This is a genomic window from Nonomuraea sp. NPDC004186 (genome assembly GCF_053603495.1).
In genome coordinates this window covers 873-16,289 of the sequence record NZ_JBSGFQ010000098.1, presented here as the reverse complement: position 1 = coordinate 16,289, position 15,417 = coordinate 873, and the positions used below count along the sequence as shown (strand labels likewise).

18 protein-coding genes are annotated in these 15,417 nt (G+C 70.7%); 8 read left to right on the top strand and 10 right to left on the bottom strand.

Features of this window, described 5'->3' with window-relative positions; all coding sequences use genetic code 11:
* The first annotated feature begins 27 nt into the window (after positions 1 to 27).
* Complete coding sequence (locus ACWEPL_RS49330; RefSeq protein WP_452440383.1) at positions 28 to 936, top strand: asparaginase; 909 nt, start codon at positions 28 to 30, stop codon at positions 934 to 936.
* 7 nt (positions 937 to 943) lie between these two features.
* Here the strand turns inward: ACWEPL_RS49330 and ACWEPL_RS49325 are convergent, their stop codons facing one another.
* Both ACWEPL_RS49325 and ACWEPL_RS49320 read right to left on the bottom strand, forming a co-directional pair.
* Positions 944 to 2,551: a DUF2207 domain-containing protein gene (locus tag ACWEPL_RS49325; protein WP_452440382.1), complete on the bottom strand. Its 1,608-nt coding sequence runs from the start codon at positions 2,549 to 2,551 to the stop codon at positions 944 to 946.
* A gap of 28 nt (positions 2,552 to 2,579) precedes the next feature.
* On the bottom strand, positions 2,580 to 3,668 hold the full coding sequence (locus ACWEPL_RS49320) for an FAD-dependent monooxygenase (RefSeq protein ID WP_452440381.1): 1,089 nt from the start codon (positions 3,666 to 3,668) through the stop codon (positions 2,580 to 2,582).
* Between the two features lie 109 nt (positions 3,669 to 3,777).
* On the opposite strand from ACWEPL_RS49320, the gene ACWEPL_RS49315 reads away from it, so the two are divergent.
* Complete coding sequence (locus tag ACWEPL_RS49315) at positions 3,778 to 4,689, top strand: TetR/AcrR family transcriptional regulator C-terminal domain-containing protein (RefSeq protein WP_452440380.1); 912 nt, start codon at positions 3,778 to 3,780, stop codon at positions 4,687 to 4,689.
* On the opposite strand, the gene ACWEPL_RS49310 is transcribed toward ACWEPL_RS49315, so the two are convergent.
* The 6 genes from ACWEPL_RS49310 to ACWEPL_RS49285 form a co-directional block, all read right to left on the bottom strand.
* On the bottom strand, positions 4,686 to 5,420 hold the full coding sequence (locus ACWEPL_RS49310) for an alanyl-tRNA editing protein (protein ID WP_355204313.1): 735 nt from the start codon (positions 5,418 to 5,420) through the stop codon (positions 4,686 to 4,688). The two genes, ACWEPL_RS49315 and ACWEPL_RS49310, sit on opposite strands and share 4 nt — an antisense overlap.
* 25 nt (positions 5,421 to 5,445) lie before the next feature.
* A complete protein-coding gene (locus tag ACWEPL_RS49305) occupies positions 5,446 to 5,814 on the bottom strand; it encodes a DUF2516 family protein (protein ID WP_192789781.1) in 369 nt (122 codons plus the stop codon).
* A 119-nt stretch (positions 5,815 to 5,933) separates the two neighbouring features.
* Positions 5,934 to 6,335 (bottom strand): hypothetical protein, encoded by a 402-nt coding sequence (locus tag ACWEPL_RS49300; RefSeq protein ID WP_452440378.1) that lies wholly within the window; start codon positions 6,333 to 6,335, stop codon positions 5,934 to 5,936.
* Positions 6,336 to 6,338: 3 nt separating this feature from the next.
* Positions 6,339 to 6,830 carry a helix-turn-helix domain-containing protein gene (locus ACWEPL_RS49295; RefSeq protein ID WP_350733238.1) on the bottom strand — a complete coding sequence of 164 codons (492 nt, stop codon included), beginning with the start codon at positions 6,828 to 6,830 and terminating at the stop codon, positions 6,339 to 6,341.
* A 63-nt stretch (positions 6,831 to 6,893) separates the two neighbouring features.
* A complete protein-coding gene (locus tag ACWEPL_RS49290; RefSeq protein ID WP_364258844.1) occupies positions 6,894 to 7,799 on the bottom strand; it encodes a M56 family metallopeptidase in 906 nt (301 codons plus the stop codon).
* Positions 7,796 to 8,152 (bottom strand): BlaI/MecI/CopY family transcriptional regulator, encoded by a 357-nt coding sequence (locus ACWEPL_RS49285; protein ID WP_357725389.1) that lies wholly within the window; start codon positions 8,150 to 8,152, stop codon positions 7,796 to 7,798. The genes ACWEPL_RS49290 and ACWEPL_RS49285 overlap by 4 nt, the downstream gene beginning before the upstream one ends.
* 104 nt (positions 8,153 to 8,256) lie before the next feature.
* On the opposite strand from ACWEPL_RS49285, the gene ACWEPL_RS49280 reads away from it, so the two are divergent.
* The 3 genes from ACWEPL_RS49280 to ACWEPL_RS49270 are packed head-to-tail and all read left to right on the top strand — an operon-like array spanning position 8,257 to position 11,020.
* A complete protein-coding gene (locus tag ACWEPL_RS49280; protein WP_350733243.1) occupies positions 8,257 to 8,733 on the top strand; it encodes a DUF305 domain-containing protein in 477 nt (158 codons plus the stop codon).
* Positions 8,734 to 8,736: 3 nt separating this feature from the next.
* Complete coding sequence (locus tag ACWEPL_RS49275) at positions 8,737 to 10,500, top strand: cytochrome c oxidase assembly protein (protein WP_452440376.1); 1,764 nt, start codon at positions 8,737 to 8,739, stop codon at positions 10,498 to 10,500.
* A 16-nt stretch (positions 10,501 to 10,516) separates the two neighbouring features.
* The gene (locus ACWEPL_RS49270; RefSeq protein ID WP_350733246.1) at positions 10,517 to 11,020 is read left to right on the top strand and encodes an O-acetyl-ADP-ribose deacetylase; all 504 of its coding nucleotides are present in this window, start codon (positions 10,517 to 10,519) and stop codon (positions 11,018 to 11,020) included.
* Here ACWEPL_RS49270 and ACWEPL_RS49265 read toward each other — a convergent pair.
* Together ACWEPL_RS49265 and ACWEPL_RS49260 are read right to left on the bottom strand one after the other, a co-directional pair.
* A complete protein-coding gene (locus ACWEPL_RS49265) occupies positions 10,993 to 11,841 on the bottom strand; it encodes a class I SAM-dependent methyltransferase (RefSeq protein WP_364258835.1) in 849 nt (282 codons plus the stop codon). The genes ACWEPL_RS49270 and ACWEPL_RS49265 overlap by 28 nt on opposite strands.
* A complete protein-coding gene (locus tag ACWEPL_RS49260; RefSeq protein WP_363962085.1) occupies positions 11,834 to 12,577 on the bottom strand; it encodes an SDR family NAD(P)-dependent oxidoreductase in 744 nt (247 codons plus the stop codon). Before ACWEPL_RS49260 ends, ACWEPL_RS49265 begins: the two co-directional genes overlap by 8 nt.
* A gap of 122 nt (positions 12,578 to 12,699) precedes the next feature.
* Between ACWEPL_RS49260 and mshA the strand changes: the two genes are divergently transcribed.
* Genes mshA through ACWEPL_RS49245 form a run of 3 tightly spaced genes read left to right on the top strand, consistent with a single transcriptional unit; the run spans position 12,700 to position 15,272 of the window.
* On the top strand, positions 12,700 to 13,977 hold the full coding sequence (gene mshA, locus ACWEPL_RS49255) for a D-inositol-3-phosphate glycosyltransferase (RefSeq protein ID WP_452440374.1): 1,278 nt from the start codon (positions 12,700 to 12,702) through the stop codon (positions 13,975 to 13,977).
* 48 nt (positions 13,978 to 14,025) lie between these two features.
* Positions 14,026 to 14,505, top strand: a complete 480-nt coding sequence (locus ACWEPL_RS49250; protein WP_355204330.1) for a type III secretion system chaperone family protein — start codon at positions 14,026 to 14,028, stop codon at positions 14,503 to 14,505.
* Between the two features lie 23 nt (positions 14,506 to 14,528).
* Positions 14,529 to 15,272 carry a phosphoglyceromutase gene (locus ACWEPL_RS49245; RefSeq protein WP_363962087.1) on the top strand — a complete coding sequence of 248 codons (744 nt, stop codon included), beginning with the start codon at positions 14,529 to 14,531 and terminating at the stop codon, positions 15,270 to 15,272.
* The last annotated feature ends 145 nt before the right edge of the window (positions 15,273 to 15,417 follow it).

The following is a 15,417-nucleotide window of genomic DNA, read 5'->3' as shown; positions in this document are numbered from 1 at the left end:
TAGACTCATGCCGAAAGGGGAAGCGAAATGTCGATGATTGTGGAAGTTGTCCGGTCCGGGTTCGTGGAGTCCACGCATCAGGCTCGCATGCTGACGGTGGACGCGGAAGGACGCCCGGTCGAGGCGAAGGGCGCGGTGCATGTTCCCGCGTCGCCACGGTCGTCGATGAAGCCGCTCCAGGCGCTCGGCATGCTCCGTTCCGGGCTCGGGCTGGAGAATGAGCTGCTGGCGCTGGCCTGCGCCTCGCACTCGGGCGAGCCGTTCCACGTGGACGGCGTCAGGAAGATCCTCGCGGGCGCCGGGCTGGAGGAGTCGGCGCTGCTGTGCCCCGAGGACTACCCGTCCGACCGGAGTGCCACGGAATGCGGCCGCGTCTACATGAACTGCTCCGGCAAGCACGCCGCCATGCTGGCCACCTGCGTGCTGAACGACTGGCCCACCGAGTCCTACCTCGAGCCCAGGCACCCGCTCCAGCGGGCGATCCGCGAGACCGTGGAGGACCTGACGGGGGAGCGGGTGGCGGCCTCCGGGGTGGACGGGTGCGGGGCGCCGCTGTTCTTCGTGTCGATGCTCGGCGTGACGAAGGCGTTCAGGGCGTTCCCGATGTCGTCCCCCGACTCGTACGAGCGCAAGATCTTCGACGCGATGAGCACCTACCCCGAGTGGACCTCGGGCACCGACCGCCCCGAGGCCAAGCTGATGCGCGCGCTGCCCGGGCTCATGCTGAAGGCGGGGGCGGAGGCGTTCGACGCGTTCGCGTTCGAGGACGGGCGCGCGGGCACCGTCAAGATCGAGGACGGGTCCCAGCGCGCCCGCGTCCCGGCCACGGTGGCGGCCCTGCGCTCGCTGGGCCTGGACGCGCCGGAGCTGGCCGAGCTGGCCGCACCGCCGGTGTTCGGCGGCGGCCGGCCGGTGGGTGAGCTCCGGTTCCGTTAGAAGGACGTCAGAGGGTGCGGAACTGGCGGGTGGCGGAGATGGCGCCCGAGGTCGTCGTGGTGAACGTCCGCATCGACCCGGCGAACTTGGACAGGTCCCACTCCGCGGGCCCGTGGTACCAGTACAGGTTGTCGGACTGGTGGCCGTTCCCCGTGACCGAGGCCACCACCCGCGACCAGTGCTCCACCCCGTCGAAGATCACCGCATAGGGCAGGTAGCGGGAGAACAGCTCCACCCGGTGCTGCTCCGGCACCTCCCCCAGCTCGCCGGAGAACAGGTACTGCCGGAAGCCCATCGTGTGCGCCAAGGCCGCCGAGCCCTTGGCCGTCTTGGCCGGCATGTACTGCCCGCCGACGGCCAGCGCGCCGCCCGCGATGACGACGGCCAGACCCAGCAGCCCGTACGTGGTGAACCAGGCCAGCCCCGCCGTGGCCAGCACGCCGACCGCGATGAGCACCACGCCGATCGTCGTCCACCTGGTGCGCTCGGTGTCGGGCCGGCGGGCGAACCACCCCTGCTTGACCACGTCGGCGTACAGGGCGTCGCGCACCTTGCCCAGGTGGGCCGCGAACGAGCCGGACAGCTGCGACAGCAGCACCGCGTCCCGCCCGTCGAAGATGGCGTCGTACAGGGCGCGCTCGTACGGCAGCAGCGCGTTGACCGGCGCGTTCGGCAGCCTGACCAGCATCCAGTCGGGCGCGTCGTACGTCTGGCGCGGCTGCTCGTCGATCCGCAGGTAGCCGCGGACCGCGAGGTCGACGATCGTCGCGGTCACGTCGACCACGTCGGCCTGTTCGTCCACCAAGGTGCCGATCTGGCCGGGCCGTACCCCGTCGGGCGGGGAGAAGTGGCCGTTCTGCACCGGATCGACCGGGCCCTGCGCGTGGCCGGCGGCCCTGGCGTCACGGCCGCGCGTCCAGTAGAGCAGGGCGACGCCGCCGAGCAGCAGCACCAGCAGGCCGGCCAGGGCGCCGCCGGTGACGGTGTTCAGGGTGAACGCCGAGGCCAGCGAGAAGCGCCTCTCCAGGATGGGGACGCCGGAGCTGGACCCCTTGGGGTAGCCGACGACCACGGTCAGGGCCTGGCTGGGGGCGATGTTCTCCTGCTCGAAGTCGGCCTCGGTGGCCGAGTGGTCCATGGAGGCCGAGGTGCAGCCGATGGCCGAGGTCAGCTCGCCGGCGAAGCAGGACAGGTTCTGGACCTGCCCGGGGCCGTTCACCTTGACCGTCGCCTTGGCGACCTGCTGGCTCCAGCCGTTCACCGCGAACCAGCGCAGCTCCTCGACACCGCCCGAGGTGGTCACCGCCCCCTTGACGTCGTACTCGACCGTTCCGTCGCCCTTCACGGTGAGCACGTCGCCGGCGAGGGTGCCGCCCTTGACGTTCGAGATCTGGTAGACGCGGTCGTTGCCGTCGTCGTACCGCGTCCTGGTGATGAACGTCCGCTTGAGCTCACCCGACGCCCCGCTGATCTTCTCGACCACGTGCAGGGTGCCGTTCTTGCCGAGGGTCATCGTCACCTCGTCCGTGATCCCGGCGCCCGCCGCGTACGTGGGTACGGCGGTCAACGTCAGAGCGGTGGCCCCGAGTGCGGCCATGGTGAGTCTGGTACCCATGGCGGCAAATCGTATCGGTTCGTGACTGTCAGTCCAGCGTGATGCTGGTTGCCGCCCGCTGAACGCTTTCCGGCGAGGCGCCCTGGCCGGGGTTCTCGTGGGCGAGCGCCTGGTTCTGCGCGACGAACGGGCGCATGCGCTCCTCGTACCGGTCGAAGGCCCCGATCGGGTCCCTGCCGAGCTCCTGCGCCAGCACGTACGCCCCCACCAGCGCCAGGCTGGTGCCCTGCCCCGACAGCGGCGAGGCGCAGTAGCCCGCGTCGCCGACCAGCGCGACCCGGCCCTTCGACCAGCGCTCCATCCTGACCTGGGCCATGGCGTCGAAGTAGAAGTCGTCGGCCTTCCACATGGCCTCCAGCAGCTTGGGCACCTCCCAGCGCAGCCCCGAGCAGCGCTCCTGGATCAGGCGCTTCTGCTGCTCGACGTCGCGGTGGTCGTAGTCGATCGGACCCGCGCCGAAGCCCAGGTTGACCCGCATCACGGTGGCGTCCCGGTCGCTGAAGAGGGCGCCTCCCGTGTCGCCCTCGCGGAACCAGGTCTGCCAGTGGTCCAGGCCGAGGAAGTTGTCGGCGGTGAAGATGGAGACGTACGTGCCGAGGTGGTTGAGGAACTGCGCCTCGGGGCCGAAGGTGAGCCTGCGCACGTTGGAGTGCAGGCCGTCGGCGCCGAAGACGTAGTCGTAGCGCCCCCGGCCGCCGCTCTCGAACGTCACGTCCACGCCGTCGGCGTCCTGGTCGAGGGTGGCGATCGAGTCGCCGTACACGTACTCGGCGCCCGAGACCGAGGTGAGGATGGCGGTCAGGTCGTCGCGCATGATCTCGATGTCCGGGCTGTCGAACCGGCCGCCGCTGACCGTCTGCTCGTAGCTGCGCATGAGCTCGTTGCCGTCGCCGTCCACCATGGACATGCCGCGCATGGTCGTCCGCAGAGCCCTGATCTGCTCGATGACGCCCATCTTCGCGACCACGTCCAGCGCGGCGCCCCTGATGTCGATGGCCTGACCGCCCTTGCGCGGGGCCGGGGCCCGCTCGACGAGCGTGGTCTCGTACCCGTGCCGCCGCAGCCAGTACGCCAGGACGGGGCCGCCGACGCTCGCGCCCGAGATGAGGACCTTCATGATCTGCTCCTTGTTCGCAGATGTTGACGTTGTACGCTGAATGTACGGAGTACGGACAGCAGCTCGCAAGGGTAAGATGGCAAGATCTGTACTAGTACAGGAGGATGGGATGGCAGCCCCCTACGCCGAGATCGTCGCCGACATCAAGCGCCGCATAGCCGACGGCCGGCTCCGCCCCGGAGACCGCGTCCCGTCCACCAGGCAGCTCGCCAGGGACCGGGGGGTCGCCCTGGCCACCGCCGCCAAGGCGCTCGCGCTCCTGGCCCAGGAGGGCGTCGTGGTCGCCGAGCCGCGCGTGGGGACGATCGTGGCGGAGCCGCGCGGGGGCAGGACGACCGCCCGGCGGCCGGAGATCTCAGGCAACGAGATGACGCGGGAGCGCATCGTACGGGCCGCCGTCGAGATCGCCGACGCCGAGGGCCTCTCCGAGCTGACCATGCGCGGCCTCGCCGACCGGCTCGGGATGGCCACCATGTCCCTCTACCGCCACGTGGCCGGCAAGGACGACCTGGTCCTGCTGATGGTCGAAGCCGTCATCGACGAGTTCCCGTTGCCCGTGGAGCACCCGGAGGGCTGGCGGGCCAGGCTGGAGGTGTCGGCTCGCCTCCAGTGGGCCGGTTACCGGGCGCACCCGTGGATGGCCGGCGTCACCTCGCTGACCAGGCCGCTGCCCTCGGCCAGCCTGCTGAGGCACACGGAGTGGGTCATGGCCGCGCTGGCGGGCACGAGGCTCGACGCCACGGCCAAGATGCACGTGCACACCCTGGTCTACAGCTACGTGCAGGGCATCGCCGCCAACCTCGAGCTGGAGCGGCAGGCCCAGGCCGCCACGGGGCTCAGCGCCGAAGAGTTCATGGCCGGGCAGGAGGAGCACCTGCTCTGGATCGCCGAGTCGAACGACTATCCGGCCTTCGCCGGGGTCGTGGCCGAGCTGGCCGGCGACTTCGACCTCGACCTGGACCGGCTCTTCGAGTTCGGGCTCGGCCCGCTGCTCGACGGCCTCGCCGAGGTGATCGACTAGTCGGAGATCTGGATGCGCAGCCGGCGGAAGCCGCGGCCCTTGCTCTCGATCTTGGCCACCTTGATGTGGCCGATCTGCTTGGTGGAGGCCACGTGGGTGCCGCCGTCGGCCTGGGTGTCGAGGCCCACGATGTCGACGATCCGCACGTCCTGGACGGTCTCCGGGACCAGGTTGGTGGCCGTGCGGATGATGTCGGGGATGTCGAACGCCTCCTTGCGCGGCAGGACGCGTACGTCGATGCGCCGGTCGGCGGCGATCTCGGTGTTGCAGGCGTCCTCGACGGCCTCCTTGAACCCAGGAGGCACCTCGGGCAGGTTGAAGTCCATCCGCGCGCTGAGCTCGTCCATGTTGCCGCCGGTGACGAGGCAGCCGTAGTCCCTGAACACCACCCCGCACAGCACGTGGAGCCCCGAGTGCGTACGCATGAGGGCCGAGCGCCGCTCGTCGGCCACCGCCGCCTCGACCACGGTGCCCACCGGCGGGATCGGATCGCCCTCGGCCGGGATCAGCTGCAGGTCGTCGCCCTTGCGCACCCCCACGACGCGCGTCTCCACGCCCTGCCAGATCAGCACTCCGTGATCCGCCGGCTGGCCGCCGCCGCCCGGATAGAACGCCGACCTGTCCAGCACGATCCCCTCGGGCGTCGCGTCCAGCACGACGGCCTCGAAGTCGCGGAGGACCTGGTCGGACAGTTCCAACCGCTGCGTGCGCCCGTGGAGGTCGTAGGTCATGTCGGCAGCCTAACGCCCGGGTTGATCACCAGGGGCCGTAGGGACCGTTGTTGCCCCGCCCGCCCATGCCCTTGACGGCCGGCTTGACGTCCACGATGTAGATCGTGGCGGCGATGGCCGCAACGATCGAGAAGAAGCCCAGCGCGCCCAGGCCGATGAAACCGGCGCCGCCGACGATGAGGAAGTCGATGAAGTAGCTCCAGGCGCCGCCCACCGAGAACAGCGTCGCCAGCGCCAGGATCAGCAGCCAGATGTTCTTCTGCAGCTTGCCCGCCGAGACGAAAGCGCCGGTCGGCACCCGTAGCGCGTGCACGAGCGCGTACGCCGACATGCCGAAGATGACGGCGGCGAGCACCAGGAAGAGGAGATTGAGGACACTGTTGATCAAATTCATGTTGTTGGCTCCGCACAACGCCGCAATGAAATCGGCTTCAGCCTAATAGGCGACCCTGACAGACGGGCACCCCAAAGCGGAAAGCCCGCCTCCCTCGGGAGGCGGGCTTTCGCGTCAGCTCAGCCCCTCGCCTTGGTAGTGCGGGGCTTCCTGGCCGGGGTGGCGGGCTTGGCGGCCTGCGCCACCTCTTCGAGCTCCAGCGCGGCGTCGCCGCTCGTCTTGCTGACGACCCGGCGGCCGCGCGTGGCGAAGTCCTCGTAGGCCTCGGTGGCCCTGCCGGCGAGCTGGTCGGCGTACCCGCGGGCCTTCTCCGGGAACTCCTTGGCGAAGCTCTCGGCCTTGCCGGCGTACGCGCGGGCCATCTCCGGCAGGTCCTTGGTCAGCTCGGTGCGGCGCGACTGCAGCTTCTGCAGCTGCTCGGGCAGCTCGCGGAGCTTCTCGACCGCGAAGTCGCCGACACCCGCGACGGCGTAGAACGGCTTGGACTCCGTAAGCTTCTTGACCTCGGTTGCGAGCGTCATGGGTTAACCTTCCTTGGTTTCCTGGGTGACGTTGCCGTTGCCGGAGGTCGCCGTATAGGGCTCAAGAGCGGCGAGAAACTCCTCTGACAGCGGTTCGTCGTCCGATCCGGAGTCGTGCCGGGGGCGAGCATTCTGGGAGGTCTGCTCGTCTTCGGCGCGCTTCTCCTTACGGAACGACTCATAGATATCAATCAGCACCTGGCGTTGCCGTTCGCTGAGGTGCGTGTCGGCCCTGATCGCCGTGATGACGTCGCTCGGCGGCTCGCGGTCCTCGATGAGGCCCGCCTGCACGTAGAGCGCCTGCGAGGAGATGCGCAGACCCTTGGCGATCTGGTTGAGGATCTCCGCGCTCGGCTTGCGCAGCCCACGCTCGATCTGGCTCAGGTAGGGGTTGGAGACCCCTGCCGCCGCCGCGAGCTGGCGCAGCGAGATCTTCGCCTGCTGCCGCTGCTCGCGGATGTATTCACCGATCGAGTCGACCTTGGGTAGTGCCATGCCTCATAGTCTGCCCCGTAGTGCTTGCAATTGCAAACGGGACGGTAAACGCCAGCAAGCACGTCAGAGCTGGAAGACCCACAGGAGAGGCGCCGAGGTGACCAAGGTCACAGAGAGTGCGATGTAGCCGTAGCGCACCGGGGCGGCCAGCTCGGGAGCCGGCTTGATCAGGCGGTCGACCCTGGCCATGACGTGCTTGGCGTGCACGCCGAGCATGCCCTGGGGGGTCGGCATGGCGCCCGCCGTACCGAACCTGAGCAGCGCCGTCGCCAGCCTGCGCGGCGAGCAGTAGCGCCGGGCGCGGTCGTCGGCGGCCATCTCGATGAGCAGCTCCACCTGCGCCTGCGCGTCGGCCACCACCTTCGACCAGGGCATCGCCCTGCGCAGCGCGGCGAACGGCAGCAGCACCAGGTCGTGCCGCTCGCGCACGTGCGCGGCCTCGTGCGCGAGCACGGCGGCCATCTCGTCCTCCGACAGCAGCTTGAGCGCGCCCTCGCTCACCACGACCTGCGAACGCAGGCCGGGCACGCAGTAGGCGGCGGCGCCGGGGTGGGCGAGCACCCGCACCCCGGGCACGCCGGGGTCGTCATGGGAGATCAGCGCGAGCAGCATGCGGTGCCTGCGGCGGGCGCGCAGCGCCTGCACACCCGCGGTGAGCAGCACCGCGATCAGCACGGTCAGAGCGGTGAGCCCCGCGATCAGGGCCAGCACGTGCAGCGGGTCCCACGCCTCCAGCGGCGCCTCCCCCCGCGCGAACGCGAACAGCCCGGGCAGCACCCCTTCGCCGTACGGCTGGACCGCGTAGGCGAGCATGGCGCCGGTGGTGGCCAGGCCCCAGGACACCCCCAGGGACTGCCAGACGATGATGGCCAGCCGAGGAGCGCGTGAGGTCCACCGGGCAGTCGTGAAACGCCAGGAGCCGACCGCGCACGCCGTGGCGAGCGCTGCCAGCGCCGCTGCCGTGATCACTCTTCCTCCAGCTCCGTAAGGGCTCTGCGCAGGATCTCCGCCTCCGAGCCCGACACGGCCTGGGCGAAGCGAGTCAGGGCGGCCGATCGGTCGCCCGTCATGTCCAAGGCTTCCAGCATAAGCTCGGCGATGTACGCGTCGCGGCTTTCGGCCGGTTGATATCTCCATGCGCGGCCGTCCCGGGTGCGCTGGAGGAAGCCCTTCCGGGTGAGGCGGTCGAGCACGGTCATCACCGTGGTGGGGGCAAGATCGCGGTCGGCGATGAGCCTGCCGACCTCACGGGCGGTCAGCGCGCCGCTCTCCGCCCAGAGGATGTCCATGATGCTGCGCTCAAGCTCGCCAAGACCCTTCACGCCCTACAGGCTAGCTCTACAACCTGTCGAGCAGGCATTTGGGGCGTGTGAACCACGTCTCCGTGTCGTGCGTATCTCCGTGCATGCGTTGGAGTACAGCGGTTGTGGCCCTGCTCGGTCTGGTGCTGGCGGCCGGGTGCGCGGCCTCGGCGGACAGCACGTCGACGACACACGATCAGGCTGACGTGGTCTTCAGCCAGGAGATGATCACGCACCACCAGCAGACGATCCAGCTGGCCGAGGTGGCGGCCAAGAGCGGAAAGTCCCCGTACGTCCGTGACCTGAGCACGAAGCTCATCGCGGAGGAGAAGGCGGACATCGACATGATGTCGTCGTGGCTGCAGTCCTGGAAGGAGACGGTGCCGCCGGAGCCGACCGACCGGATGGGCGCGGACCTGAAGGCCGGCTCCGGCTTCGACAAGGAGTGGCTGTCGGCGTTGTCGGGCCATCTGGAGCACGGCGTGATGATGGCCGAGACCGTCAAGAAGTCGGGCAAGCACGGGCCCACGCTCGAGCTGGCCGACAAGATCATCAAGGCTCAGAAGGCGGAGCTGGCCGAGATCGCCAAGCAAGCGGGCTGACCCATGGCCAGGGCGTTCCCATCGGTCCCATCGGTCGCGGCAGGGAAGTCGGCCAGGACCTACGCCGGTGCGGCGGTGGCCGCCGGCGTCGTGGTGCTGGTCGTCGTCCTGCGGTTCGGCGGGGCCATCAAGCCGGAGCTTCCTGGGCTGCCCACCGCCGGGCCGTTCACCGAGTGGGGGCTGCCCCTGGCCCGGTTCTGCTTCGACGTGTGCGCGGTCGGCTGCGTCGGTACGCTCGTCGCCGCCCTCCTGGCCCCCGCCTCCTCGCCCGAGTCCCGGTCCTGCCGCCGCGCGGCCGGCTGGTGGGCGCTCGGCTGGGCCCTGGCGACCGGGCTGAGCTACGTGCTCACCCTGTCCAACCTCATCCCGCTGCCCGCCGGGGCCCTGCTCGCGTCGCCTGATCTGCTGGAGTTCGGCACCTCGATCCCGCAGACCCAGGCCCTGCTCGTGGTGCTGGCCGCCACCGTCGTCGTGGGGCTCACCTGGCGGCTGCCCTCGGCGGTCCGGCTGGCGGTCGCCGTGTTCGGGCTGCTGCCGCCCGCCTACGTCGGGCATGCGGCCTCCGCGGGCGACCACGACATCGCCGTCTCCGCCCTCATGTCGCACCTGGTGTCGGTCTCGGTCTGGGTCGGCGGCCTGGTCGCGGTGCTCCTCCACTTCCGCAGGTCCCCGGAGCTGCCGGCGGTGCTGCCCAGGTTCAGCGCGCTCGCGTTGTGCTGCTTCGCCGCCGTGGCCGTCTCGGGCGTGGCCAGCGCCTGGGTACGGCTCAGCGCTCCGTCCGACCTCTGGCAGAGCTCGTACGGGCAGCTCTTGCTGGCCAAGACCGCGGCCCTCGTGCTCCTGGGCCTGTTCGGCTGGACCCATCGCCGCCGCACGGTCGCGGGCATCGCCGACCGGTCCGTACGCCGGACCTTCGTCCGCCTGGCCACCGGCGAGGTGATCGTGATGGCGGCGGCCGTCGGGCTGGCCATCGGCCTGTCCCGCACGCCGCCACCGCCCGGTGGCGGCGGCGGTCACGACCAGGCCGCCCTGGAGTACGCGCTCGCCCCCTTCACCCCGGGAGCGCTGATCACCGAGCTCCGCCTGGACCCGACCGTCCTGATCCTCCTGATGCTGCCCGCGGTCGCCTACGCGGTCGCCGCGCGCAGGGCGGCCTCCTGGCCCGCCGGCCGCGCGATCGCCTGGTACGCGGGCCTGGCGCTGACGGCGCTCGTGCTGCTCGGCGGGGTCGGGAGCTACGCGCGGGCGATGTTGTCGGTCCACTCGGTCCAGCACACGGTGCTCACCGTCGTCGCCCCGCTCCTGCTCTGCCTGGGCGCCCCGTTCACCGTCGCCGGCCGGTACCGGTTCCTCGCGCATCCCGCCGTCTACTTCGGGGCGTTCGTCCTCCTCTACGGCACTCCCTGGCTGTCGTGGTCGCTGTCCGGCTACGCTCCTCACCTGCTCACCGAGCTCCTGTTCTTCGGCCTCGGGCTGCTGGTGTTCGGCGTCCTGACCCAGGCGGACCCGGTGACGTGGGGCGACCGTGCCCGCCTGCTGGCCGCCGTGACCCTGACCCACCTCGCCGTCGGGACGTACCTGCTGCTCGCGCCCCCGGTCGCGGCCGACTGGATCTCGCTCGTGGCCCCGTCCGGCGCGCCCGGCGTCCTCGCCGACCAGCGCCTGGCCGGAGCCGTGGCCATGCTCCTGCCGCTGCCGGGGCTCGTCCTGCTGGCCGTGCGCATGGCCGGCAGGGGGACCGCGGTGCTGGTGCGGGGCGGCCGTTGATGCCAATCTCGGTGAGATGCGCATCACGTTGGTGAAAGGCGACATCACCGAGCAGCCGACGGACGCCGTCGTGAACGCCGCCAACTCCTCCCTCATGGGCGGCGGAGGCGTGGACGGCGCCATTCACCGCCGCGGCGGTCCGGAGATCCTCGAGGAGTGCCGGAAGCTGCGGGCCGGCCACTACGGCAAGGGGCTGGCCACCGGAAAGGCGGTCGCGACGACGGCCGGGCGCTTGCCCGCGAAGTGGGTGATCCACACGGTCGGGCCGGTGTACTCCATGTCGGTGGACCGTTCGGAGCTGCTGGCCTCCTGCTACCGGGAGTCGCTGCGGGTCGCCGACACGCTGGAGGCCAGGTCGGTGGCCTTCCCCGCGATCTCGACCGGGATCTACGGCTGGCCCATGGACGACGCCGCGCGGATCGCCCTGGACACGGTCCGGCAGGCGGACACGTCCGTGGAGGACGTCCGCTTCGTGCTGTTCGACAGCGCGGCCTACGCCGTGTTCGAGGCGCGCCTCTGATCGCGGGGATCCACCGCCGAGAACGGGAGGGTCAGCTCGCCGAGCCGCCACCGGGCCGGGCCGCCGAGCGGCGGCCGCCCGGCGACGGGCCAGGAGCCCGACAGCGCGCGCACGGAGGCCAGCCACCGCTGCCGCAGCCCATGGGCCCCGTACGGCGCGCTCACCGCCCACGCGTGGTCGAAGTCGCTCAGGAACGCATGAATCCGCTCGCCCGGCACATTCCGGTGGATGAGGGTCTTCGGCAGCCGGTCGGCCAGGTCAGAAGGCCGCTCGAAAGCATCGAAACGGGCCGAGAACGTGATCGTCTGGGGCCCTTCCGGAGAGAGCCCCACCCAGATCGCGCGCCGCCCGTTCTCGGAGGAGGTCCCCTCGACCAGGACGCCGCCGGGGGCGAGCCGGCCTCTGAGCACGTCCCAGTAGTGCCACGCCTCGGCCTCGCCGTACTGCCTGAGGACGTTGAAGGCCCGCACCAGCGTCGGCGGGCGCCCGACGGGCAGCTCGAAGCCGCCCAGCCGGAAGCTCAGGCCCTCCCGCTCGTACGGCTTGGCCACCGCCACCCTCGCCGGGTCGATCTCGATCCCGACCACCTCGACGCCGGGGGCCACCCGGCGCAGGCGGGTGAACAGCTCCAGCGTCGTGGTGTGCGACGCCCCGTACCCGAGATCCACCACGAGGGGGCGTTCGGCGGCCCGCAGCAGCCGGCCGTGCGCGGCGGCGATCCACCGGTCGGAGCGCCGCAGCCGGTTGTGCCCGGTCGTGCCCCTGGTGATGGCGCCGACCGGTCTGCCCCCCGCCTTGGCGGCCCCGGCCGGTCTAGCCACTGACGCGGTGCACCTTGTGCTGGGCGGCCTGGGCCCGCGGGCGGATGATCATGCGGTCGATGTTCACGTGGGCGGGGCGGGTCACGCACCAGGCGATCGCGTCGGCCACGTCGTCGGAGGTCAGCGGGCCGGGCACGCCCTCGTAGACGCGCGCCGCGGCCGCCTCGTCCCCGCGGAACCGGGTGACCGCGAACCCCTCGCTCTGCACCATGCCCGGCGCGATCTCCACGATCCGCACCGGCTGCCCGACCAGCTCCAGGCGGAGCGTCTCGACCATCGAGGTCTGCGCGTGCTTGGCCGCGACGTAGCCGCCGCCGCCCTCGTACGACACCAGGCCCGCCGTCGAGGTCACCATCACCAGCACGCCGTCGCCGGACTCGACGAGCTTGGGCACGAACGCCTGGGTCATGCGCAGGGAGCCGAGCACGTTCACCTCGTACATCTGCTGCCAGTCATCCAGGTGCCCCTCCGCGACCGATTCAAGGCCGAGGGCGCCACCGGCGTTGTTGATCAGCACGTCGCACCGCTCGAGCGAGTCCGCCAGCGCGTCGACCGACTCCTGGGAGGTCACATCCAACGTCACCGGCCTGATCGAGGGCACCTCGGCGGCGAGCTTGTCGAGCCGCTCGCGCCGCCGCGCGCCCGCCACCACCTCGAAACCCTCGGCGGCGAGCCGCCGCGCGGTCGCCTCGCCGATCCCACTGCTCGCCCCGGTCACCACAGCCGTTCTCCGCATGCTCCTCATCCTGCCAGCCCTCCCGGGCATGTTGACGACCGCCCTAAATACCCTGTTATGACCATGTGTCGGGAATGTCGCAAAAATCTGGATGGTTATAAGCCGTCTGGAGGTGGTGTCGAGTGAGGCGACGACGGGTCAGCCGGGTCGCGACCATCAGCATGCACACATCGCCCCTGGACCAGCCCGGAACGGGCGACGCCGGAGGCATGAACGTGTACATCGTGGAGTCCGCCAAGCGGCTGGCTCACCTCGGCGTGGAAGTGGAGATCTTCACCCGGGCCACCGCCCGCGACCTCCCGCCCGTGGCCGAACTCGCCCCAGGCGTCCTCGTCCGCCACCTCACCGCGGGACCGTACGAGGAGATGGAACGCAGCGAGCTGCCGAGCCAGCTCTGCGCGTTCCTGTCCGGGGTGCTGCGGACCGAGGCCATGTACGACCCGGGCCGCTACGACGTCATCCACTCCCACTACTGGCTCTCCGGCCAGGTCGGCTGGCTGGCCAAGGAGCGCTGGGGCGTGCCGCTCGTGCACACCATGCACACCATGGCCAAGGTCAAGAACCTCCTGCTCGCCCAGGGCGACAACCCGGAGCCCAAGGCCCGCGTGGTCGGCGAGGAGCAGGTCGTGCAGGTCGCCGACCGCCTCGTGGCCAACACCGTGGACGAGGCGCGGGAACTGATCGACCTGTACGGCGCCGTCGAGGAGCGCGTCGCCGTCGTGAACCCGGGCGTCAACCTCACCGTCTTCCAGCCCGCCTCGCAGGGCGCCGCCCGCTGCCGGCTCGGCCTGCCGCAGGACGCGCACGTCCTGCTCTTCGTGGGCCGCATCCAGCCGCTCAAGGCCCCGGACGTGCTGCTCCGCGCCGCCTCCAGGATGCTCATCGACGACCCGTCGCTGCGCGAGCGCCTGGTCGTGGTCTGCGTCGGCGGGCCCTCGGGCAACGGCCTGGCCAGGCCGTCCCTGCTCACCGAGCTGGCCGCCGAACTCGGCATCTCGGACGTCGTCCGCCTCGTTCCTCCGGCTCCCCAGGAGGAACTGGCCGACTGGTACCGGGCGGCCTCGGTGACGGTCGTGCCCTCGTACAGCGAGTCGTTCGGCCTCGTCGCCCTGGAGTCCCAGGCCTGCGGCACCCCCGTGGCGGCCGCCGCCGTGGGCGGGCTGCGCACCGCCGTGCGGGACGGGGTGTCGGGCCTGCTCGTGGACGGCCACGACCCGGCGCAGTGGGCGCAGGCGCTGCGCCGCTTCGTCGTCTCGCCGCGCTGGCGCGACTCGATGTCGGCGGGAGCCCGCGCGCACGCGGCGGCGTTCGGCTGGCAGGCGACCGCGTCCCGCCTGGTGGAGGTGTACGCGGCCGCCATCGCAAACCTCCACAAAACGCCCATCGCCCTGAACTTCTAGCCCTTTCCAGCCCGACCTTTGTTCTGGCGGCCTTCTATCCTTGTCGGCATGCGCGATGTCGTCGAAGCCGCGCTCAAGGCCGCGGACGTCACCTACGACGAGCCGCGGCCGGGCGCGTTCCTGGTCAAACTGCCCGGGCAGCACAAGCTCGCCACCATGACGTGGTTGATCGTGGGGGAGCAGGCGCTGCACGTCGAGGCGTTCTTCTGCCGCCAGCCCGACGAGAACCACACCGAGTTCTACCGCTGGCTGCTCGGCAAGAACGGCGCGATGTACGGCGTGCACTTCTCGCTCGACCCCGTGGGGGACGTCTACCTGGTGGGCCGGGTGCCACTGGCCGCCGTCACCGAGGCGGAGGTGGACCGGCTGCTGGGGTGCGTGCTGACGTACTCGGACGACTGGTTCGACCGGGCGCTGGAGCTGGGGTTCGCCTCGTCGATCAGGCGCGAGTGGGAATGGCGGGCCAAGCGCGGGGAGTCGCTGGCCAACCTGCAGGCGTTCGCCCGATTCGCCGACCCGGACCGGTAATCCCTGACCATAGGATTGGCGATATGGCGACTTTGGTGCTGCTTAGGCACGGCGAGAGTGACTGGAACGCGAAGGGCCTGTTCACCGGCTGGGTGGACGTGAGCCTCTCGGCCAAGGGTGAGGACGAGGCCCGCCGCGGCGGCAAGCTCCTCCAGGACGCCGGACTGCGCCCGGACATCGTCCACACCAGCCTGCTGACCCGGGCCATCCAGACGGCCCAGCTGGCGCTGGCGGAGGCCGACCTGCTCTGGCTGCCGGTGAAGCGGAGCTGGCGCCTCAACGAGCGCCACTACGGTGCCCTCCAGGGCAAGAACAAGGCCCAGACGCGCGAGGAGTTCGGCGACGAGCAGTTCATGCTGTGGCGCCGCTCGTACGACGTGCCGCCGCCCCCGATCGCGGACGACGACGAGTTCTCCCAGGCCGGCGACCCCCGCTACGCCCTGCTTCCCCCGGAGCTGATGCCCCGTACGGAATGCCTGAAGGACGTGGTCGACCGCATGCTCCCGTACTGGTACGACTCGATCGTCCCCGACCTGTCGGCCGACCGCACGGTCCTGGTGGCCGCCCACGGCAACTCCCTGCGAGCCCTGGTCAAGCACCTGGACGGGGTCGGCGACGAGGAGATCGCGGGCCTCAACATCCCGACGGGGATTCCGCTGCTGTACGAGCTCGACTCCGACTTCCAGCCTCAGCGGCCGGGCGGCGAATACCTGGACCCGGACGCCGCCAAGGCCGCCATCGAGGCCGTCGCGAACCAGGGGCGCTGAGGCGACGCCTTCCAGGGGTTCCAGACAGTGCTTCCCAGGGGGCTTTCGACCCCCAAAGGCGTGGTCTTCTCAGGCGAGGCGCGCTTCGCGCGAAAGGGCTCAGGCTGTGTTGTGTGGGGGAAAGGACCACCAACACCACGGGTGG